The organism is Dokdonia sp. Asnod3-C12 (genome assembly GCF_045063975.1).
GTDB lineage: Bacteria > Bacteroidota > Bacteroidia > Flavobacteriales > Flavobacteriaceae > Dokdonia.
This window is the reverse complement of the sequence record NZ_JBEFNY010000003.1, coordinates 3,048,836-3,071,314: the sequence shown is the minus strand read 5'-3', so window position 1 is coordinate 3,071,314 and position 22,479 is coordinate 3,048,836. Positions and strand designations below refer to the sequence as shown.

Annotated in this window: 21 protein-coding genes; 6 read left to right on the top strand and 15 right to left on the bottom strand. The window is 37.3% G+C overall.

Annotated features, from left to right (window positions below; translation table 11 throughout):
* Window positions 1-189: 189 nt before the first annotated feature.
* A complete protein-coding gene (locus ACJJVW_RS13900; protein WP_405252633.1) occupies window positions 190-4,650 on the bottom strand; it encodes a translocation/assembly module TamB domain-containing protein in 4,461 nt (1,486 codons plus the stop codon).
* Window positions 4,651-4,671: 21 nt separating this feature from the next.
* On the opposite strand from ACJJVW_RS13900, the gene tsaD reads away from it, so the two are divergent.
* The 4 genes from tsaD to ACJJVW_RS13880 all read left to right on the top strand — a co-directional run bounded on the left by tsaD (window position 4,672) and on the right by ACJJVW_RS13880 (window position 8,443).
* A complete protein-coding gene (gene tsaD, locus ACJJVW_RS13895; RefSeq protein WP_339844806.1) occupies window positions 4,672-5,712 on the top strand; it encodes a tRNA (adenosine(37)-N6)-threonylcarbamoyltransferase complex transferase subunit TsaD in 1,041 nt (346 codons plus the stop codon).
* A 2-nt stretch (window positions 5,713-5,714) separates the two neighbouring features.
* Window positions 5,715-6,419, top strand: coding sequence for a 16S rRNA (uracil(1498)-N(3))-methyltransferase (locus ACJJVW_RS13890; protein WP_405252630.1), 705 nt, complete (start codon window positions 5,715-5,717; stop codon window positions 6,417-6,419).
* Window positions 6,420-6,623: 204 nt separating this feature from the next.
* Entirely contained in the window at window positions 6,624-7,553 is a 930-nt protein-coding gene (locus ACJJVW_RS13885) for a hypothetical protein (protein WP_405252628.1), read from the top strand.
* A gap of 116 nt (window positions 7,554-7,669) precedes the next feature.
* The gene (locus tag ACJJVW_RS13880; protein WP_405252626.1) at window positions 7,670-8,443 is read left to right on the top strand and encodes a CDP-alcohol phosphatidyltransferase family protein; all 774 of its coding nucleotides are present in this window, start codon (window positions 7,670-7,672) and stop codon (window positions 8,441-8,443) included.
* Between the two features lie 72 nt (window positions 8,444-8,515).
* On the opposite strand, the gene ACJJVW_RS13875 is transcribed toward ACJJVW_RS13880, so the two are convergent.
* The 11 genes from ACJJVW_RS13875 to pyrR form a co-directional block, all read right to left on the bottom strand.
* A complete protein-coding gene (locus ACJJVW_RS13875; RefSeq protein ID WP_405252624.1) occupies window positions 8,516-9,181 on the bottom strand; it encodes an outer membrane beta-barrel protein in 666 nt (221 codons plus the stop codon).
* A 156-nt stretch (window positions 9,182-9,337) separates the two neighbouring features.
* Entirely contained in the window at window positions 9,338-9,943 is a 606-nt protein-coding gene (locus ACJJVW_RS13870; RefSeq protein WP_298324592.1) for a porin family protein, read from the bottom strand.
* A 61-nt stretch (window positions 9,944-10,004) separates the two neighbouring features.
* Window positions 10,005-10,898, bottom strand: coding sequence for a Ppx/GppA phosphatase family protein (locus ACJJVW_RS13865; protein ID WP_405252621.1), 894 nt, complete (start codon window positions 10,896-10,898; stop codon window positions 10,005-10,007).
* A complete protein-coding gene (gene ppk1, locus ACJJVW_RS13860; RefSeq protein ID WP_405252619.1) occupies window positions 10,898-12,964 on the bottom strand; it encodes a polyphosphate kinase 1 in 2,067 nt (688 codons plus the stop codon). Before ppk1 ends, ACJJVW_RS13865 begins: the two co-directional genes overlap by 1 nt.
* A gap of 2 nt (window positions 12,965-12,966) precedes the next feature.
* The gene (locus ACJJVW_RS13855) at window positions 12,967-13,449 is read right to left on the bottom strand and encodes a SixA phosphatase family protein (protein WP_405252617.1); all 483 of its coding nucleotides are present in this window, start codon (window positions 13,447-13,449) and stop codon (window positions 12,967-12,969) included.
* A 1-nt stretch (window position 13,450) separates the two neighbouring features.
* Window positions 13,451-14,095 (bottom strand): pyridoxamine 5'-phosphate oxidase, encoded by a 645-nt coding sequence (gene pdxH, locus ACJJVW_RS13850; RefSeq protein ID WP_339844825.1) that lies wholly within the window; start codon window positions 14,093-14,095, stop codon window positions 13,451-13,453.
* 129 nt (window positions 14,096-14,224) lie between these two features.
* Window positions 14,225-14,641: a hypothetical protein gene (locus tag ACJJVW_RS13845; RefSeq protein ID WP_298324579.1), complete on the bottom strand. Its 417-nt coding sequence runs from the start codon at window positions 14,639-14,641 to the stop codon at window positions 14,225-14,227.
* A 6-nt stretch (window positions 14,642-14,647) separates the two neighbouring features.
* A complete protein-coding gene (locus ACJJVW_RS13840) occupies window positions 14,648-15,565 on the bottom strand; it encodes a ribonuclease Z (protein ID WP_405252615.1) in 918 nt (305 codons plus the stop codon).
* Between the two features lie 8 nt (window positions 15,566-15,573).
* A complete protein-coding gene (locus ACJJVW_RS13835; protein ID WP_405252613.1) occupies window positions 15,574-15,909 on the bottom strand; it encodes a ribonuclease Z in 336 nt (111 codons plus the stop codon).
* Window positions 15,909-16,838, bottom strand: coding sequence for an aspartate carbamoyltransferase catalytic subunit (locus tag ACJJVW_RS13830; protein ID WP_298324571.1), 930 nt, complete (start codon window positions 16,836-16,838; stop codon window positions 15,909-15,911). Before ACJJVW_RS13830 ends, ACJJVW_RS13835 begins: the two co-directional genes overlap by 1 nt.
* Window positions 16,839-16,843: 5 nt before the next feature.
* Window positions 16,844-17,383: a bifunctional pyr operon transcriptional regulator/uracil phosphoribosyltransferase PyrR gene (gene pyrR / locus ACJJVW_RS13825; RefSeq protein WP_405252611.1), complete on the bottom strand. Its 540-nt coding sequence runs from the start codon at window positions 17,381-17,383 to the stop codon at window positions 16,844-16,846.
* A 125-nt stretch (window positions 17,384-17,508) separates the two neighbouring features.
* On the opposite strand from pyrR, the gene ACJJVW_RS13820 reads away from it, so the two are divergent.
* On the top strand, window positions 17,509-19,203 hold the full coding sequence (locus ACJJVW_RS13820) for an alpha-glucosidase (RefSeq protein ID WP_405252609.1): 1,695 nt from the start codon (window positions 17,509-17,511) through the stop codon (window positions 19,201-19,203).
* Here the strand turns inward: ACJJVW_RS13820 and ACJJVW_RS13815 are convergent.
* From ACJJVW_RS13815 to ACJJVW_RS13805, 3 genes are read right to left on the bottom strand one after another with little or no spacing between them, the layout of a single operon-like run.
* Entirely contained in the window at window positions 19,200-19,817 is a 618-nt protein-coding gene (locus ACJJVW_RS13815) for a LysE family translocator (protein WP_405252607.1), read from the bottom strand. The two genes, ACJJVW_RS13820 and ACJJVW_RS13815, sit on opposite strands and share 4 nt — an antisense overlap.
* Before the next feature lie 56 nt (window positions 19,818-19,873).
* Complete coding sequence (locus ACJJVW_RS13810; RefSeq protein ID WP_013752348.1) at window positions 19,874-20,035, bottom strand: hypothetical protein; 162 nt, start codon at window positions 20,033-20,035, stop codon at window positions 19,874-19,876.
* Between the two features lie 44 nt (window positions 20,036-20,079).
* Complete coding sequence (locus ACJJVW_RS13805; RefSeq protein WP_405253111.1) at window positions 20,080-21,114, bottom strand: quinone-dependent dihydroorotate dehydrogenase; 1,035 nt, start codon at window positions 21,112-21,114, stop codon at window positions 20,080-20,082.
* Window positions 21,115-21,221: 107 nt separating this feature from the next.
* On the opposite strand from ACJJVW_RS13805, the gene pepT reads away from it, so the two are divergent.
* Entirely contained in the window at window positions 21,222-22,463 is a 1,242-nt protein-coding gene (gene pepT / locus ACJJVW_RS13800) for a peptidase T (RefSeq protein ID WP_405252605.1), read from the top strand.
* The last annotated feature ends 16 nt before the right edge of the window (window positions 22,464-22,479 follow it).

The window sequence follows — 22,479 nt, the reverse complement described above, 5'->3', positions numbered from 1 at the left end:
ATAAAAATTAAATTTAGGAAACTTACCCTAGAAATATCAAGGAATTAGAGGGTATTTTGCGAGATTGTCAATTTCAAACGTTTTCGTTTGAAAAGTTTTTTCAGATTCTGAGAATTTGGAAGAAAAAATGAAGAAAATAGAAGGGGAATATTGGAAATACGCTTTTGCGAAAGCGTAAAAAAAGTCTAATTAGCGATTAAACTGTACTCCATCTGGAGCAATTTTTTTAGGAACGTCTTTTTCACCTTTGGCTTGCTCAACAGCTTCCTTTATTTTACCCTTAAAGATTTTACGAAGCAATTCTTTAAAGGTATTAAAATCTACGGCATATGATAATCCCACTCCTTGCGTGTATCCTTCTGTCTCACCTATAAATTGAATATCTGTCTGGCGGTTGAAAACTTTGGCGCGAAGTGTTCCATCTTCATTTAGAAGAAAATCAATTTCGACATCTCCTACAATCACGCTTTCACTCACTCCACCCGTAGGAACTCCTACCTTACCATTAATGAGTACACGGTTTGTAATCTGTGTAGAGAGCGTCACTCCCACTCTACCTGCAGACTGGACATCGAGTGTAGGGTCACGATCTGCTTGCACAAGATCAATACCTACGTCAAAAATACTGTCGTCATCATTAAAGAGAATTCCAGAAAGAATAGATGACGTAGTCTCAAGTAAGTTATTTACCGCTGCCGAAGCCGTATTAATATCTGCCGAACTTAAAAAGGCTCCTTGAGATACTAGGGAAATCGCATTAAGCTCCTTAGCATTTCTATCTTGAAGTAAAAACTCTAATTCTGAAACCACCGTACTACCTGCTCCAGGAAATTCTATATCAAAAGTAATGTCTGGCTTGAGTAGCTCACCATCTAGATTGATAACCACATTTACTGGAATCTTTCTATTTACCGTAGAAGTTTGCAGTAACGTTCCTGGATTTGCTTGCGTTCTATAGATTGCGCTTACATCTAAGAGTGCTTTTGCTGGATCGCCATCCCAGCGTATGTTTGCATCTTGTTGTAATACAAAGTCCTTTGTAATAAAACCACCGTACCTAAAATTAAAGACACCTTCGGTAGCAATAAAATCACCGTTCATTATAAACTTGCCATTAGTATCTAGCTGTATCAATAGTGTTCCCACTCCTCTACCTCTTAGAGTACTTCCGTTTGCTTTATCAACCACAACCTCTACTTCTGCATCTGGATCAATATCTAGATCAAAGTTAACAGAAAGTCCCTTTACAGCCTCTGTAATAACTTGTACGCCATTTATGCGCGCCTCTTTTTCTTCTGGACTTAAAAACTTAATGTAGGAGTTATCACCTAGTGCTTCAGAGTCATCTATCGGTATTTTAAAAGTAGTACCCCTTGCAGTTTCTCCAAAAACATCAATAACCAAGTTATCTGTAGGTCCTTTTATAAAGGCCTCTCCTTCTAGAAATGCTGTACCATAATAAAGTGATTCTAGATCCTCTTCGGTATCTAGCACTGCAATTCTAGTTGCCGAAATCCCAAGATCAAGTTTCCAATCACTAAAAGACTTATGACTTATAGAACCATTAAGTGCGCCTAGCGTTTTATACTTTACATCTTCTAGCTGTATTGCCTCAAAAATGAATTGTTGCTTATTTAACTTAACATTTGAAATGCCTTTGAAGTCGTAGTTTACATTTAAATAAGGAATGGCAATTCCTGCATTCTCTAGCGTGAGATTGCCATTGATGTCAGGATTTCTATAATCGCCTATAACTTTTGCCTCTCCACTTGCAAGCCCTCTTATTTGATCTATGACTCCTTTACCCATTGGGTTAAATGGACTAAGATCTAATTCTTTGAGACCTACATCCATATCAATGTATGGCACTTTTCCAGATGCTTCTATACTACCATCTGCTGTTAAGGAACGGAGACCGTCACGCTCTAACTTAGACTTTATATTATACTTTGATAATGTTGCGTTACCTGTGACATTTAAGTCCAACTGACCAAGATTGGTCCCATTTACCGAAAAGTCTTTAATGGCTAGAGATGTATTAGGAAAATAAGCGCCATTCTTTTGTAAGATATCTAGTTTTCCATTGATACGCCCTCCTAAATCAAGACTATCAAGATCTGGCGTTACCTTAGCAAGGTCAACATTTTTAAAATTTGCTTTGATATCCTTGTAGGTGCTATCTCTAAGCTGTCCTTTGAGATCAATACGTTCATCATTGTGGCTCAGCACTAATGTATTAATATCGATATCTTTAAAATTATTATCAAAGACTACGCTGTTCTTTCTATCATTTTGCTCATTGATAAACCAAGGCTTTTCTTTAAAAATAATCTTTGATTTTTTAAATCCTAACACAGAGTTCCCTTCTGCATTTATCGTATGATATAAGGATAAATCAAAAGAATCGTCATTACGTTTACCACCCGTAAATTCTGACCTCATGAACAATGTATCCTTAAGAGTTACATTAATGAGGTTAAAATCTGACACCGCATAAAAACCAGCGTTTATACTATCTGCAGCTACGTAGGTATTAAATAAAGGGTTCTTATTATCTACACGTACCTCAATAGCCTCTGCCATATAACCAAAGGCATCTATCTTAGGCGACTTGAACGTAAGTTTGAATTCAGAATCATTTGCTACCACACTACCTCGTATGATTGTTTCTGGCTCAAAATCTAGCTCGGGAACAAATATGGCAACTATCTTATTATAGATAGTAAACTCAAAATCCATAAACTGGTCTTCAGTCAAGACCTCTGGCTGGTAGTTTGTATATAAACTCCCTATTGCATTTTTAAATAAGGGAACAACTTCATTAAATTTAAAAACACCACGTACCTCACCACTTATTATCTCTGTAGAGTTGATATCAATGGTGCGAATTTTTTTTGCGTCAAACTTTGATGTAATTTCAAAATCTTTAAAGCTGTAGGTATTGTTCTTATTTTGATAACTAGCATCTGCAAAGGATATTCTACCATATACATCTTCTACATTAGTACCCTTCATATCAATGATTACATTCCCCTTAAGGATAGAGATGCTATCATTAATAAAATTGAGCATTTTGAGATCTGCGTAGTCAATTTGAGCTTCTAGATCGTAGCTATTAAACTCTTTTGAGATATCTATTAATCCGTTAAGCTTTGCTTTTGCATTAGGATCATTGAGCAATAACTCTCCATCAAAAACTGGTGCTTTAAGATTTCCAAAAACCGTAATATTTTTATAAACGTAATTATTATAACCTATACTTTTAATACTTCCAGAGAGCTTCGTATTTATGTTTTCTTGTATAAAGCCCTTTCCTTCAACGTCCATGTCAAATGTGGCCTCCCCAAGCCGATTATCGTCTAGTAGTTTACCTAAGTTAAAGTTGTCAAACTTTACATTACCCTCATAGCCTGCATTATCTGCATCTCTTAATCCTTTGAGTACGAGATCTAGGGAAACATCTCCTAGGTTTGTAGTAATATTACCATCTGTAACCACTGTAGATAACGTAACTGTATTTGCGCCACGAAAAGAAACTTGGCCTAATTTTGACATTTCTGGTGGTAAGGAAGAAAGCACGTCTGGTAGTAATCTTTTTAAGTCAAAATAATTCGTCTCAAGATTATTGTACGTTCCAGAAATTCTAAAGTCATCACCGCTTACTACTCCGTCAAAATAAACATCACCTTCTATCACAGAATTTCCTAATCCTGTTACTTTAAGATTTGGCACTCTAAAGTCGTTAAGATGTCCAGTTACATTCCCAGATATATCTAAATCAATGTCTGGAGCAATCTCTCTATAAAATGGACGTATATCATTAGTAGATATTTTAGCTTTCGCGAAAGCGGCCTCAACCTCCACTAGCGTATTAAAATCATCTAGCGCTCCATCTGAGGTATCTAACTTGATATCACCTTCAATAGCAGAAAAATCTGTTGTAAGTGAAAAATCTTTGAGCGTTATTAAATCTGGATCATAGTGAAAAGTTCCATCTAGGGATCTTATCTGGTATCCTCTAATGGCGTCAAATGATAGTGACTCAATATGAGCATCTACAGAACTACTATTGAGATAAAAATCTTCCCAATTAGTTGAAAGGTCTTGATAATCGAGTACTAAAGAGTTTTCTAAATCTCCATTTATATACATAAATCTACCTTCAGATATTGTCACATTATCTGAAGACATAATAAAAGCCTTTCCAGATTTAGGAGCATTTGTAGCAAACTGGCGAGAGAATAGCGTTAAGTTATCTGAGGCCTCACCTTTATACTTTGTGAGGTAAAAGTTTACACCTTCAAGTGTAATATCGCCCAGCTCCATATTATTATCTAGCACCTTCTGGACGCTATAGAGACTTGTAGCAAGCTCTCTCACGTAGATCATTGTATCTTGCTTATGGTCTTTAATTAATGTTCCTTTTACAAGGACATCTCCATTCCATTTAAGACCTACACGTTCTACTTGTATACTGGTACCGTAGGTATTATTTATGCGCTCTGTAACGCTCTTAGCAATTCGAGTTTGAACGCTGGGAAGAGAAAACAACAATAGAATGAGCCCAAAAAGCAAGAATAACACTAGAAGTGTGCGAAGTGCTATTTTTTTAAATTTCTTGATAGGGCTTATTGTTTTAACTTTGTACACTTACTGCAACATACGTGCCTTATGAATAATACGATTACTTCTACTTATATTCTTGCAATAGAATCATCTTGTGATGACACTGCTGCAGCTGTTTTACACAACGACAAGGTACTCTCAAATGTTGTTGCAAACCAAGACATTCATCAAGAATATGGAGGGGTAGTTCCAGAGCTTGCTTCACGTGCACATCAACAAAATATTGTTCCCGTTGTAACGGCTGCTTTACGCAAGGCAAATATCGATAAAAATCAGCTAAGCGCTATAGCTTTTACAAGCGGTCCGGGCTTATTAGGATCTTTACTTGTAGGTACCTCTTTTGCTAAGTCGTTTGCTATGGGTCTAGATATACCTCTTATTGATGTTAATCATATGCAAGCACACATTCTAGCTCATTTTATTGATGAAGAAGGCTATAGTAAACCTACATTTCCCTTTCTAGGAGTTACTATCTCTGGAGGTCACACACAGATTGTACGTGTAGATGATTACTTCACCATGGAGGTTATAGGGCAAACTATAGACGACGCCGTAGGCGAAGCATTTGATAAAAGTGCAAAAATCTTAGGCCTACCCTACCCTGGAGGACCGTTAATTGACAAATATGCACAACTAGGGGACCCAAAGGCCTTTCCTTTTACAAAACCTAAAGTAGGCGGACTGGACTTCAGCTTTAGTGGTCTTAAAACGCAAATCATGTATTTTGTACAGAAGCAACAGCTAGCAGATCCAAGCTTTATAGATAATCGTCGTGATGATGTTTGTGCTTCCATCCAATATACTATTGTCAATATTTTAATGGACAAAATTAAAAAAGCGGTAAAAGAAACTGGCATAACTCAAATTGCCATAGGTGGTGGCGTCTCAGCAAATAGTGGAATACGTACTGCTCTAAAAGCATCTGAGTCAAAATATGGATGGACAACCTATTTACCAAAATTTCAATACACCACAGATAACGCAGCTATGATAGGAATTGTAGGTTACTTGAAATATAATAGTCTATCGGATAAAAACTCGTATCAAGACCTCGGCGTTAGTGCTCAATCACGATTAAAAATATAAGAATGCAGTTATTTTATAGCGAGACATTAACAATAGATAGCGATACGTATACCCTACCCAAAGAAGAAAGTAAGCACGTAATACGTGTATTACGCAAAAAAACAGGTGACGCCATTCACCTCACAAATGGAAAGGGGTATCTTTTTACTGCAATTGTGGCAGAAGAAAATCCTAACAAATGTAGATTGCAAATACAAAGTTATAGTTATCAAGAGCCTAGAGATTATAAACTTCACCTAGCTGTTGCACCCACAAAACTTAATGATCGCTTTGAGTGGTTTTTAGAGAAAGCTACAGAAATAGGTATTACAGAGATTACTCCACTACTTTGTGATCATAGTGAACGCAAGGTTATAAAAGAAGAGCGTTTCATGAAGATTATTCAGAGTGCTATGAAGCAATCACTGCACTATCATCTTCCTATCTTACATCCGCTCACGTCATTTTCAGAGTTTGTGGAGCATCGCAGTATAGAAAACACGTTTATTGCCCACTGTGAAGATCTTAAAAAAGAGTCACTTAAAGATTATCTCAAACCTCATAATTCATACACCATACTCATAGGTCCAGAAGGCGATTTTTCTACTGCCGAAATTAAACTTGCTCTCAAGCAAGGTATTACTCCTGTGTCTCTTGGTAATAGTCGTTTACGCACAGAGACAGCAGCTGTAGTTGCTTGTCACAGCGTCGCTTTTGTAAATGAGTAATCACTTGCATTTGTACTCAGAACACTAAAGCAAAACCCAGATTTTGTAAATTCAAATATTAATGGTTTATTTGCTTCCTGCGTCTCCACAAGAGATAAAGGCCCAACCTATTATTAATCAAAAGATTAGATAAAATTGCGCAATTTTGTCAAGACGGTTGTACCTTTTATCCCGGCGCTTATGAGCGTTTGCGGAGGCATTACTATGATAATAAGTTTAGAGTTATTTTTTACAAATGACCACCTACCTGAGCTCAAAAACATACTTCTGTTACTCTTATTTTTGAGTTCTATTCTTGTTGTCGTTCTTCTTGGTTTTATTCTTTCAAAAACAGCCCGTCTTAAGTTTTCTGGAGATTCATTATCTCAAGAGATACAAAAATTGACACAGCAAGTTCACTATTTTAGAGATATTGCAGATATTCTTTTAAGATCATCCGTGTGGGCACCAGGGCTTAAAGAATACATTGACGAGGAATTCTCAAGTCTCAATTACTTTTTAGTCAAAGAATTCTACAAAGGAAGATCTAAACTAGCGTTAGAATATATTGAAGAGAAAGATCGCTACGGAGAAACAGAAATACTTTACCTAGAAACCAAAGCATTACTTCTCAATGACCCTAGTAAGAGCAGTGTAAAAGGCTACATGAATCCTAAAGAATATGATGTGCGTATGCTCAAAAAGTGGACTGAGCATAAAGTCGGAATGGGCTGGAACCATTACTTTGGATTTAAATATAATCAGTTTAAAGAAGAACTGGATATACATCGTGTGTATGAACGTCATCAAGAAAGAATTTTAAAGTATGCTATACAGCTAGACCCCATAAGATATAGAGGAATGGGATTTAGTGAAGAACTTATTTCAAAACTTGGGATGCATCTATCTGAGGAGGTATTACCTCAATTACTAAGCCTTACATCGCAGTCTGTGCGCAAGGTTCCCAAAGTTATCACAGTTGCATATATACTCATTGTTTTACTCGTTATGTTTGGGGTAATACAACCTACCATTACACTTCTTTTCGGATTACATGTAGTTTTCGGTTTTATATCTATAACAGTTGTAGTGAGTATAATTTTCTTTTTAATGCTGTCTATATACCCTTTTGTAAAACGCGAAATTAATGGTTGATTTACGCTTTCGCGAAAGCAAAACAAACCTACTTAACCCGTATCTTTGCACTCAAAATAAATTGCTGTTTTAAATGCACCTTCTAGGTTTTTAAAAATGCTACTACCTAGAAGTTTATGTCAAAATTACCCAAAGCACACAAATTTGTTGACCTTTCTGATTATGGCCGAAGCATAGCTCGCCGTATCGCTCTTTCTCTAAAACACACGGCTGCCACGCCTGTACAAGTAACGTACTCTTTTGTTGTAAGTGGCATTATTGCTATTATTTGTATTACGAAAGGATATTACTTTTGGGCTGCATTTTTCCTGATTCTAAAATCAATTCTTGACGCAGCAGACGGCGAACTCGCAAGAATTAAAAATACTCCTTCATACACGGGAAGATATTTAGATTCGATATCTGATATTCTTTTAAACGCCGCTATCCTTTACACTATCGGATTCATAACTGACACTAGTTTATACTGGACAGTACTTGCTTTTTTTTGCATCCAGCTGCAAGGAACATTATATAATTACTATTATGTGATATTGCGCAGCAAGCTTGATGGTGACACCACAAGTCGTGTTATAGAAATAGGAATTCCTAAGGCGTTGCCAGGAGAGCAGCAAAGTACTGTTACCCTTTTATATAAAACATACAGAGTGTTGTATGGCGCATTTGACGCTATTATTTATAAGCTGGACCCTAAGGCAGAGAAAGGGTCTATTACACCTAAATGGTTGATGACAATAGTTTCTACTTTTGGTCTAGGTTTTCAACTATTATTAATTGCATTGTTTCTTGTGGTTGGGCTTGCAGACTATATCATTCCTTTTTTTATAGCATATTCTATTATGATCCCTATTCTAATAGTTACTAGAATGACCGTTACAAGCGAAGAGTAACACCTAGTTCTATAAATCAAAAAGCCCAGCTATTATATATAGCTGGGCTTTTTGATTAAATAATAAGGTAGGTTATAAACGGTACCCTATACTCAATGTAATGTATTGATTAGTTCCTGATCCATTTACAAGGAAGTTATCTCCATTCACAAGGCTATTATTATCTGCTTGTGGATCTCCTTCTCCAGGAGTATATGGTAAACGTACCGCTGCATCGTCTTCAAAAACCTCTAAGAATCCTTTTGTAAAGCGAGCTTCTACAAAGATGCTCTCGTTAAAGTGATATCCTAGACCACCAAATGCAGAAAAGTCAAATGATTTGTAATTTTCTGATTGCTCATAAAATGAAATCTTAAGTCCTACTTGTGGTCCTGCAATAAGAAAAAGTCTATTAAGATTAAGACGTAATCCTAAAGGGATTTGTAAAAAATCATAACGAACACCTTCATACTTGTTTCCTTGTGATGCAAAAGCAAATTCTGGCTGAAAGCTTAATTTGTTAGTTACTGGAATTTCTGCAAGAAATGCAACTGCAAATCCGTAGCGACCTTCATCTATTGAATTAAAAGGCGCAATAGCCGGGTCACCATCTAAACCTGTATTTACGATAGTGTACTCAAGATTGCTTATTTCACTCACACTCAAACCTGCTTTAAATCCAAAACGTACGCCTTGTGCAAAAAGCTGTGTGCTACATAAAAATGCAAAAAAGATGATAGATAGTACTATTTTTTTCATAATTAAAAGATATTCGTCATTAGTAAATAGAGATAACGTTGGGAACCTCAGAGTATAAAGATAAATTGTATAAATCAGTTTTCTATAGTAAAACAACAAAACCAAGTAAATAAACTGTAAAAAACAAATTACACCCGATAACGAACACGATTTGCTCTAAAGTCTATAGCCTATTCCCAATTGAATCACAGCATTTTTACCTTCTAAGCCAGAAAATCGAGTCTCATCAGCGTTATCAAAAGTAAAATTGTTGTTGTCTTGAAAGATATCTGTGAGACCGTAAGTATATCTTGCTTCAATAAAAATATTAGATTCAAAGATATATCCTAAACCTCCAAATGCAGAAGCTTCAAAGTTTGAAAATATTCCAGACTTATTAGGATCCCAGACTTTTACACCTACTTGTGGCCCAGCATTAATATACAGATTACTTAGATTAAGCTTTAATCCTAAAGGAAGGTTTAAGTAATCTAGGCGAAAACTTTCTAAATTTTTACCCTGTTGTGAGAAGATAAATTCTGGCATAAAGCTCAACTTCTCTGAGATAGGAATATCCACTAGAAAACCTACAAAATAACTTGTGCGCTTACCGTCAAGTTGGTTTTCAATTCTATCTGCCGCAGAGCTACCATCATTATCAAAAGATAATCCATTTACATCTGCAAAATTCACACCTGCTTTAAATCCAGAAGTAACTTGAGCGTTGATGGAAAAAAAAGATAAAAGAAACAATCCTGTAATAAAAAATAGTGATTTTTTCATGAGCTAATGTTTTGTAATTCTACGTTTTACAAGCAAATATACGTTAAATTTAAAATCCTCATTATGAATTGTTAGAATGATACAAACTCTTGATGATACCATCTGCAAGTCCAATTTTCGGCACAATAATCTGTTTTGCTTTTGATGATTTCATTGCTTGTAAATAGATACGCAATGCAGGAATTATTACGTCTGCGCGGTCAGGATTGAGTTCTAGCTTAATTATACGCTCATCATAACTCAAATTCTTAAGTTCTTTATATAATTGCGTTAGAAATAGGTATGATAAGGTTTTACCTGGCTTTTTTGCACTTAACTTAAATACCTTATTTATGTTTCCTCCAGATCCTATAAGATCTATATGATCATAGTTTGCGCATTTTAAAGCAATCCATTTTTGCATAATATCCCAATCTTCTTGCGAGACGAGATCATTTAACAATCGTACAGTTCCTATTTTAAACGATCTAGATGCAATCATGCTACCCATGTGATAGATGGTTATCTCTGTGCTCCCTCCTCCTACATCTACATAGATATACGTTCGGTCTTCCTTAATAAAACTATTAAGATCTGTAGCTGCTATAATTTTTGCCTCTTCCTCGCCGTCTATGATATCTATAGTAATATTTGTTTTTTTCTTTAACGCTTTCGCGAAAGCAAAACCATTACGAGCATCTCTCATCGCACTTGTAGCACAAGCTCTATATTCTAGCACTTGATGAGCATTCATCAGTAATCTAAAAGCTTTCATGGCATCCTCCATGCGCTCTTGATTCTTTGGGGAAATCTCACCGTTAATAAAAACGTCTTCCCCAAGCCTAATAGGCACACGAACTAAAGCATTTTTTCTAAATAGCGTAGGACCATCCTCCTGCTCAATAATATTTGCTATAAGTAGACGTATTGCATTAGAACCTATATCTATTGCAGCATATTTTTTTATGGTAAGCACTATAATTGAGAGAGTTTATTTACATAATAATCATAAGTAGCAAATTGTGATCTTATTACTGGCTTATCATCCTTTTTGTATCTGTTATCCATCTCTTTATTGAGTACACGTGCTTTTACGTTATCACTCCACGCAATTTCATGTGTTTCTATTATTTCTTTCTTAACATCCTCATCATAAATAGGCACAGTTACCTCTACTCTATTATCAAGATTGCGGCTCATCCAGTCTGATGAAGAGATAAAAACCTTCTCCCATCCCGGCTCTCCAAAAATGTAGACTCTTGTATGTTCTAAGAATTTATCGATAACGCTAATTATTTCGATGTTTTCACTCATTCCTGGTACACCTGGAATAAGACAGCATACACCACGTACAATCATCTTTATCTTTACACCAGCATTACTTGCTTCGTAAAGCTTGTCGATGATTTCATAATTAGAGATACTGTTAAGCTTTAATCGTATTAAACCATTACCGCCATTTTTGACAACCTCGATTTGCTCTTCAATGAGCCTGTACATCTTGTTTCTCGAGTAGTGTGGCGCTACAACGAGGTGCTTATATTTATTTACAATATAATTAGTATCAAAGAAATTAAAGAGCTTGCTTAAATCCTTTAGTATTTCCTTGTTTGCCGTAAAGAGCGTATAATCTGTATAAATACGTGCTGTAGCATGATTAAAGTTTCCAGTACTTATAAAGCCATATCTTACGATCTTCCCTTCTTCTTCTCTATCAATCACGCAGACTTTACTATGCACTTTTAAACCAGGAACGCCAAAGATGAGACGTACGCCTTCATCTTGCATTTTCTTGGCATAACGCATATTTGATTCTTCGTCAAAACGTGCTCGAAGTTCTATCTGTACCGTTACTTCTTTTCCATTTTGAGCAGCATTTATAAGTGCACTTGCAATACTTGATAATTTTGCAAGTCTATAAATGGTTATTTTAATAGATCTCACCTTTGGGTCTAAGGCTGCTTCTCTCAAAAACTTGATGGTATAAGAGAAACTCTGGTAAGGTGTGTATTGTAAAAAATCTTTTTTAGCCACGACAGAAAAAAGACTATCCTCTAAACTTATTCCAGGTATAGGTAAGGGCTTTACGCTTGGATAATACAATTCTTGTCTATTAAACGAAGGGAAGTTCATATAATCCTTTCGGTTGTGGTAACGACCTCCAGGTATGATACTATCTTTACGTTTGATCCCTAATTTATCTAGTAGAAACTGCAACGTTTCTTTTTCTATAGTTTTATCAAATACAAAGCGCACAGGCTCTCCATCTTCTCGCCCTTTTACACTTCTCGTGAGCTTCTCTAAGAAACTTTTACCTAAATCAGATTCTATGTCAAGTTCTGCATCACGTGTAATTTTAATCATATGAGCAGTGATACTGTCGTAATCAAAAATGCTGAAGATGGTATCAAGATTGTACCTAATCAAATCATCTAGCATCATGATGTAATCCTTACCATTCACCTGAGGTAATACTACAAAACGATCTATTGTACTTGGTATCTCTAAAAGTGCATAGAGCGGCTTTTTTGTATCTGTAAGCACCATTTTAACCATAAGATAGGCATCAAGGTCTTGTATACGTGGTAGCTCTACATCTTCTCGCAGTATGATGGTCTCTACAGCGAGAGATACTTGATCTGTAAAAAAGTCTTTAATAAAAGTTTTATGCTCCGGAAGCGTAATCTCATTTTCCGTGAGCATGTAAATATTTTCTCCTTCTAGCTTCTTGTAGATATCCTCAAGAATCTTGAGACTTTCTGTTTGCTGCTCTATAACTACCTCCGTAATTTTACCTAGTAGTTCCTCGGCAGAGTAAACTCCTAAGGCTTTTCTTCCCGTCTTTCCTGCATCTACAATTCTACGTACGGTAGCATATCGTACTCTAAAGAACTCGTCTAGGTTGTTTGAAAAAATACCTAAAAAACGAAAGCGCTCAATAAGTGGTACATTTTCATCTGCAGCTTCTTGTAATACCCTAGCGTTAAATTGCAACCAACTCAACTCACGGTTTATATATCTATTTTCGTCTGTTTGTGTCATTACTATAATTCTTTAGGAGCTTTGTAATAAATCGTCTTTCCTTTTTTAAGGTCTTTCCAGCTATCAATATCAAAAGTTATTGCTGTAAATGCAGCTGTAGAAACATTATCTACAGTTTCATTTCCATACGTATTAACCACATTAGTCATAGCATTATTATGCCCAAAAACCATTAAACAATTAACCTCATCACTCACATTACGTATCACCTCAACCAGATCTTCGCCCGCAAAGTCATACATTTTATAATCGAGTACTATATTCTTATCATCAATTCCATATGCTTGGGCAAAAAATACCGCAGTAGTTTTTGCTCTTAACGCATCACTACTCATCATAAGATCTGGCTTAGGCATTGTTTCCGAAATATGGGCTGCCATAGCAGGTGCATCTTCTAGACCTCTTTCATTGAGCGGTCGCTCATGATCTATAACATCAAATTTCCAACTTGATTTTGCGTGTCTTACGAGGTAGAGTGTTTTCATATTATGAAGCTAGTCTTTCTTTAATCCACTGGTTGTTTTCTAGTCTGTAGCGTATTCTATCATGCAAACGGCTAGGTCTACCTTGCCAGAATTCAATAGATATAGGTTTTACAATATAACCACCCCAGTGCGCTGGACGTGGTATATCTTTACCCTCATAAGTGGCTTTAAGTGCTTTCATCTTATCCTCTAGCACTTCTCTCCCAGCAATGACACTACTTTGATCAGATACCCACGCGCCTAACTGGCTATCCTTAGGTCTCGCGTTAAAATAAGTATCAGATCGCTCCGTACTTACTTTTTCTATATCACCTTTGATAATCACTTGACGCTCTAGATTAGGCCAGAAAAAAGAAATTCCCACCTTATTGTGGTGAGCAATACTTTCACCTTTCTCGCTTGTGTAGTTTGTGTAAAAAACAAAACCATCTGCATCTAGTTCTTTGAGAAGAACGATTCTTGATTTTGGAAAACCGTCTGTTCCCAAAGTGGCAACAGTCATCGCATTCGGTTCGGCAACGCCGCCGGCGTCTTCAACTTCCTTAAACCAAGTTTTAAATTGGTCCATAGGGTTTAAAGCCGAGTTTTCTAATAGCAACTCGCCTTTCTCGTATGATTTTCTGTAGTCGTGTAAGTCTCTGTTCATTGCAGTAAATGTACGAAGACCGAGGTGAAGATAAAAGTCAGAATTAGTTCAGAATTCGTAAAAATGAACTAAAATATACTCTTCAAAAGATAAAATTTTTGAGGTGCACGCTTTCGCGAAAGCGTACTTCTACTTCCTCATGAATCTTTTTTTAATTAAAAGTTTTCTCACTTTATCATTATGCTTTCTAATACGTGTAAACTCTTCATAATCCATGTCCTCATCATCTACTCCTGATGCAGCAAACTGACCTTCAAAGTTCTCTAGCATCTCCACACGATCTGTGTAGATGTTATAACGACGGTGCTCTGTAAATCCATCTGCTTGTAAGAAATACTCACACATATACTGATCTTCTAGCATGAACATCTTAAAAGTAATGCTTATGTTTCCTTTTACAGAAGTAGATCCATAGATGGTATTTATCTTTTTAAGCTGCGTGTCTGGGCTTACTAAAAATAGGTTACGAGGTATCAAAATATCAAAATGCTCTTGCAACTTTGCTAGTACTGGTTTTGCTATTTTCTTAATTTCTTCTTCCATCATAACGCTTTAAAATGTAAATTCTTTACCATCGTCTCCTAATAAGACATTCTCAAAATGAGGTCTAGCTTCTTCTATAAATAGATTCAAATCTCCATATCTTATGGAATAATGACCTAACACTAAACTTCCCACCTCTGCCTTTGCCGCAATCTGCGCTGCTTGTGCCCCCGTACTGTGACCAGTAGGTTTACACAAATGTGCATGACTTTCTAAAAAAGTCGCCTCATGATATAACACGGTAGCTCCTTTAATTTGTGTAGCGATTGCTTCTTTATAAGCTGTATCACTACAATAGGCATAGCTCTTAGGCTTAGATGGGTCAAAGGTAAGCTTATCATTAGGGATAAGCGTTCCATCATCTAAAGTAATATCACCACCTTGCTTAATTTTTGAGTAATAAGCCTTATCAATCTCATAATTAAGGCAGGCATTTATGTCTAGTTTACGCTCTCCTGGCTTTTCTTGAAAGTAAAAGCCATTTGTATAAATGCGATGTTTAAGCGGTATTGTGGTTACCGTCACTTCATCATCCTCATAAATAACCGTAGGTTCTTTACTTGTGATCTCTACAAATCGCAGAGGATAACTTGTAAATCCTTGCGTGATTTTTAATTGTAAGAGTATAATTTCTTTAAGACCCTTAGGTCCATAAATAGTGAGCGGTGCTGTTCTTTTAAGAAGACTAAAGGTAGTAATCACTCCCATTAGTCCAAAAAAGTGATCTCCGTGTAAATGTGATATAAATATGTGCTTTATACGTGAAAACTTAATCTTGTTACGGCGCAGTGCAACCTGTGTACCCTCTCCACAATCTATAAGAAATAAGTGATTGCGTATGTCTAAAACTTGTGAGGTAGGATTTTTAAAAGAGCTGGGCGCTGCTGCATAACAACCTAAAATAGTAAGATGTAGATTGCTAGACATAAAATATTTTAAAATCCGAGATCGCGCTCTATTTCTTCCATTTCAATTACGTCTCCAGCTTCCTCAATCGTAGGAACTACAATCATCTCATCAGGCACAACATCATAGTTAATCCCTGTATTTACAAAGACAAATGATTTCTTATCTGCACGCTGGTAGTTTGAAAGCTTTAAAAACTGCACAAGATCTTCAAGTGTGAGATTATCATATTTGAGAAGATCAATCACTAGATTCTTTTGATCATAGTGATCTGGTACTATATTCTCTAAGTATAATGCAAAATCGCGCACATCTGTGCGGTCGTCTGTAAGTATGGTATAGGTAGGTTTTTCTGTAACCGTCATTATTGTTTGATTTTTGAAGCTAGAAGATACATTACTGCCATTCTCACTGCAACTCCGTTCTGTACTTGATCTAAGATGATTGCATGTTCAGAATCTGCTACGTCACTCGTAATCTCCACACCGCGATTTATAGGTCCTGGGTGCATGATTACAATTTGCTTATCTAGAGAATCTAGTAACTTCTTATTCACTCCGTATTGCTGCGTGTATTCTCTTGTGCTTGGAAAGTAACTAATATCCATCCGCTCATTTTGCACGCGTAACATATTTGCTACGTCGCACCACTCAAGCGCTTTGCGCAAGTCTAGCTCTACTTCTACTCCTAGTGATTCTATGTATTTAGGCAATAGCGTTTTTGGACCACATACTTTTACGTTTGCTCCTTGCAACTTAAGCGCATATATATTTGATAGTGCAACACGGCTGTGTAAAATATCTCCTACAATCACCACATTTTTTCCCGCTACATCACCTAGACGTTCTCTTATAGAATAACTATCTAGCAATGCTTGTGTAGGATGCTCATGAGCACCATCTCCAGCATTTACAATACTTGCCTTGATATGTTTTGATAGAAATACGCCAGCTCCAGGGTTAGGGTGTCGCATAACTACCATATCTACCTTCATGGATAGAATATTATTTACGGTATCAATGAGTGTTTCACCTTTCTTTACAGATGATGCTGCAGCCGAAAAGTTAATTACATCTGCACTTAGACGTTTTTCTGCAAGTTCAAAAGACAATTTTGTACGTGTACTATTTTCAAAAAAGAGATTTGCAATAGTAATATCACGTAGTGATGGCACCTTTTTAATAGGGCGATTGATCACTTCCTTAAAATGATCTGCCGTTTTAAAAATAAGTTCAATATCTGCCTCATTGATATACTTGATTCCTAGCAGATGATTGACACTCAACTCGCTCATAATAGTTAGCTTTTTACTAGATATACGGTGTCTTCTCCATCATTTTCTTCCCAGCACACCTTCACTTGTTCATCATTTATAGCATCTACCTGACGCCCTTTATAATCTGGTTGGATAGGTAAATGACGAGAGAAACGTCTGTCTATAAGACATAATAACTCTACTTCTTCTGGTCTCCCAAAACTCTGCACAGCAGTAAGAGCAGCATTTATGCTACGCCCAGTGTATAAGACGTCGTCTATAAAGACCACCTTCTTACCCTCTACTATAAAGTCTATTTTGGTTTTATTTGCTTCTAGTGTTTTCTCGCTACGGCGAAAATCATCACGATAAAACGTGATATCTAGATAACCTAACTTGATAGCCTCAATGCCATAGTCTGTGGTGAGCAACTTCTTAATACGTTCTGCTAGATACACGCCGCGAGGCTGTATCCCAATGAGAACGGTATTTTTAAAATCAGTATGATTTTCAATGAGTTGACAAGCCAGACGATTGAGAATGATGTTAATCTCTGTCGCAGTAAGAAGTACTTTTTGGCTCATAGAATTTTCCGAAATCTGTTCGGGGGTCAAAGTTACATAATTCTAAGGATTGATGGTAGTGTTTGTTACGCTTTCGCGAAAGCGTATCTATTACTAACTTCGTTACAACCTAAACGCTGAAAAAGATGCTACAAACTCAAACATGGTGGAAAGAAGGAATTGTATACCAGATTTACCCTAGATCCTATCGTGACTCCACGGGTAACGGCATAGGTGACTTGCGTGGAATCATAGAAAAACTAGACTACATCGCTAGTCTAGGGGTAGACATTATCTGGCTCAACCCTATTTATGATTCGCCTAATGATGATAACGGTTATGACATACGTGATTATCGTAAGATTATGGCAGAGTTTGGCACTATGGAAGATTTTGACGAGTTACTTTCAGGCATGAAAGCTAGAGGACTACGGCTAGTGATGGATCTTGTGGTAAATCACTGTAGTGACGAGCATGAATGGTTTAAAGAAAGTAGGACTTCTCGTGATAATCCTTACCGAGACTACTTCCACTGGTGGCCAGCAGAAAAAGGAACACCTCCAAAGAGATGGAGTTACTTTGATGTAGAAGAAAATGCATGGCAATACGATAAGCAAACAGATGCCTATTACTTACACTACTTTGCTGTAAAGCAGCCCGACCTCAAATGGGAAAACCCAAAAGTGAGAGCCGAAATATATGATATGATGCACTTTTGGTTTAAAAAAGGCGTCGATGGTTTCCGTATGGATGTGATTCCCTTTATAAGTAAAGACACAAGTTATCCAGAAATTGATGCAAAAGAACCTCATGAATACATTGCGTATTACGCAAACGGCCCAAAAGTGCATGAATACCTCAACGAACTTAATACGGAGGTGATCTCAAAATACGATGCCTTTACGGTAGGAGAAGGCCCTGGAATAGGCATTAATGATGCGCTGGATTTTGTTCACGAAGACCGCAAGGAGATGGATATGTTTTTCCACTTTGACCTCATGAGTTTAGATCGTGCTCCTGGAGAGGTTTTTAAAATGCGTGAAGGAGGCTACTCATTACCTGAATTTAAAAAAGTATTTACTGACTGGGATGCGGCATTTGCAAAAGCTGGTTGGGGATCGTTGTTTCTAGCAAACCATGATTTTCCGAGAACTGTGAGCCGCTGGGGAAATGACACTCCAGAACACTGGAGAAACAGCGCTACCCTACTTCAAACATTTCTATTAACCATGCGCGGTACTCCTTTTTTTTATCAAGGAGATGAGATTGGGATGACTAACGTACGCTTTACAGATATAGAAGATTATCGCGACATTAATACGATTAACAGATATGAGACTGTAAAAAACAGAGGCGGAGATCTTGAGGCCTTTATGGACAGCGAACAACATGCCGCTAGAGAAAATGCGCGCACACCCATGCAGTGGGATAACACAGAAAACGCTGGCTTTACAATTGGCACTCCGTGGATTACGCTTAATGAAGACTACAAAATAGGTGTCAACACAAAAGACCAACTCAATAAAAAGGATTCTATACTCTCCTACTTCAAACAAATGACTGCCTTACGCAAGAAGCACCAAGCGCTTGTTTATGGCGCTTATGAGTGTATCAAGCCAGAACATGACCAAGTGTATTGCTACACGCGAACGCTAGAGAGTGAGCGTTTCTTAGTGCTACTAAACTTCTCTGAGGATACAGCACAGTTCTCGTTACCGCTTTCAGTAAGCTATAACAGGAAAATCAAAGTCATTTCTAATGATAAAATAATAGATGACAAGACCTTCAAGGAGTTTACACTCCGCCCATGGCAAGCGATTGTGTATCGTCTAGAAAACTAGCCGTCTATAAAAATATAAACAGCAATCCCTATAAAAACGATAATTTGCAGCCACTTTAAGACAATACCCGCGTTCTTATTGGTACGAAGTACATGAGAGATTTTTCCTGCGACGAGTGCGATACTCCCGAAGATGACAAAGGATTCTAACATAAATAGCAATCCTAACACATAAAATTGATACACCGTGTTTGCTTCCGGATCCCATAAGAATCCTGGGAAAAATGCTAAGAAGAATATGGTCACCTTAGGGTTAAGGATATTCATAATCACACCTTGTTTAAAAAGCGCCGTGTATGACTTTTTTGGAGCACCATCTGCGAGGTTAATTGACGCATCGCTACGGTATACTTTAAAGGCTAGATAAAGCAAGTACATTGCTCCTACCGTTTTAATTGCAAAAAACAGAAAAGGGGAAGCAGCAATCACTGCCGAGAGCCCAAAAGCAACAAGTGTAGTATGTACAATACATCCAGAAATTAATCCTGCGGTGGTTGCAAGTCCAGATTTACTGCCATTTGCAACACTTTGAGTGAGTACATAGATGTTATCTGGCCCTGGCGAAAACGCAAGTAAAGCAGTTGCTGCTAGAAAAGCAATGATGGATTCTATCAAAGGAATACTAGTTAGTTAGTCATTGCAAAATAAGAAAAAACAAGATGCTTACAACACTACCACTGTCGTTCCTTCCACATCGAGTAAAAGCCCAGCAATAATAAAAGACCTGCTGCAGCAAGCTTTGCCCATTGCGGGATAAAGGTTGCGATATCAGGTTTCATCGCAAAAAGCATGACGGCAATGGAAGCAAAAATAAGTTTATGAGAATTTCTCATGGTATGAATTGATTAGCGTGTAGTTACTAGACGATGGCAACTTACTATCCTTTCGCTAAAATGGCGTTATTTATTTCTTTAATCAATCCTGGACCTTCGTATACAAACCCTGTATAGAGCTGTACCAATGATGCACCTGCTTCAAGTTTATCAAGAGCATCTTGCGCAGAGTGAATTCCTCCTACGCCTATGATTGGAAATGAGTTATTACTCTTGTCTGATAAGTATTTAATTACACGTGTAGAACGATTTGTAACTGGCTTGCCGCTTAATCCGCCATTACCTATTTCTGCAAGGCGAGCGTCCGTGGTTATTAAACCTTCTCTATTTACAGAGGTATTACTTGCAATCACACCATCTAGACCAGTTTCTTTTACAAGCGATACTATTTCATCTAGTTGCTGATCATTAAGATCTGGAGCGATTTTAAGAACAATTGGTCGCTGCACCGCATACGTCTTGTTTGCTTGCTGTACAGCTCCTATAAGTTCTTCTAGATAATCTTTGTCATTCAATTTTGCATGACTAGAAACATTCGGGCAACTTACATTGAGCACAAAATAATCTACTACAGCATGTAATTCGTGAAAACACGTTAGATAGTCTGCTGTATAATCCTCTGGCTTGGTATCGGTGTTTTTACCGATGTTTCCACCTATGATAATGTTGTTGTTTTTACGAGATTTTAATCGAGTTACCGCTTCGGCTACTCCTCCATTATTGAAGCCCATTCTGTTTATGAGTCCTTGATCTTCTTTTAATCGAAACAGACGCTGCTTTGGATTTCCTGCTTGTGCCTTTGGAGTAACGGTACCTATCTCAATAAAACCAAATCCTAAGTCTCCTAACTCATTAAAAAGCTTTGCATCTTTATCAAAACCTGCTGCTAGTCCTACGGGGTTTTTAAAAGTAAGTCCCAGCACTTTGCGCTCTAGTCGCTTGTCTCCCACCTTTCCCATACGATTAAGAAGTCCGGAGAGTCCTAATTTATGTAATCGCTTTATCCATCTAAAGGTAAAATAATGCACTTTTTCTGGATCAAAGGAAAAGAGAATTGGGCGTATGAGGAGTTTGTACATTTCGGTCGTTTCTGTGGTGCAAAAATAGTCCAAAAAGAGGTATTTTTGAAGCAGAACTGAATGATGATTTTTACGCTTTCGCGAAAGCGTACTCACAACCACCCATTATGATTGATAAAGACGCACTTCTTAAAAGATTTATAAGCTACGTAACTACCTATACGGAAAGTGACCCTAACAGCGACACCACGCCAAGTACTGAGTGCCAATGGGATCTTGCGAGACAGCTCAAGGATGAACTGGAAGCAATGGGAATGAGTGAGGTAACGATAGATGAGCATGCGTACGTGATGGCAACACTCCCTAGCAATGTTGATCATGAGGTACCTGTTATTGGTTTTATATCGCACTTTGATACAACTCCAGATTTTACGGGGAAAGACGTAAAACCGCAGATTTGGGAGAATTATGACGGTGGCGATCTTGTTCTTAATAAGGAACAGAATATTGTGTTGTCTCCAGAATACTTTGATGATTTAAAGCAATATAAAGGGCAAACCATCATCACAACAGATGGCTCCACCCTACTAGGTGCAGATGATAAAGCAGGTATTACTGAGATTATGGAAGCGATGAAATACTTGCTTAAAAATCCTCAAGTAAAACACGGTAAAATACGCGTAGGTTTTACTCCTGATGAGGAAATAGGTCGTGGCGCACATAAATTTGATGTAGAAAAATTTGGTGCAGAATGGGCGTATACTATGGATGGTAGCCAGATAGGCGAACTAGAATATGAAAACTTTAATGCTGCTGGGGCGGTCGTTACCATAGAAGGTAAAATTGTACACCCAGGCTATGCAAAAGGCAAAATGGTAAATAGTATGTACATCGCTACAGACTACATCAATAGCTTACCAAGACTAGAAACTCCGGAGCACACTTCTGATCGTGAGGGATTCTTTCACTTACATGACATTACTGGCAGCGTAGATAATACAACGCTAGAATATATTATAAGAGATCACGACAAAGGACACTTTGAAGCTCGCAAGGAAATGATGATCCAACTAGCAGATGAGCTTAATGCACAGCTAGAAAAAGAAGTAGTGACTGTAGAGATCAAAGATCAATACTTTAATATGCGTGAGAAAGTGGAACCTGTAATGCACATTGTGGATATTGCAGAGGAAGCAATGAAATCGCTAGACATAGAACCACTTATCAAACCTATACGTGGTGGTACAGATGGATCACAACTCTCGTTTATGGGATTACCGTGTCCAAACATTTTTGCTGGCGGTCATAACTTCCATGGGCGATATGAATATGTACCTGTAGAGAGTATGATGAAAGCCGTTGAGGTCATTGTAAGAATTACAGAAATCACAGCACAAAAGAACGCTTAAGACAACGCTCGCAATT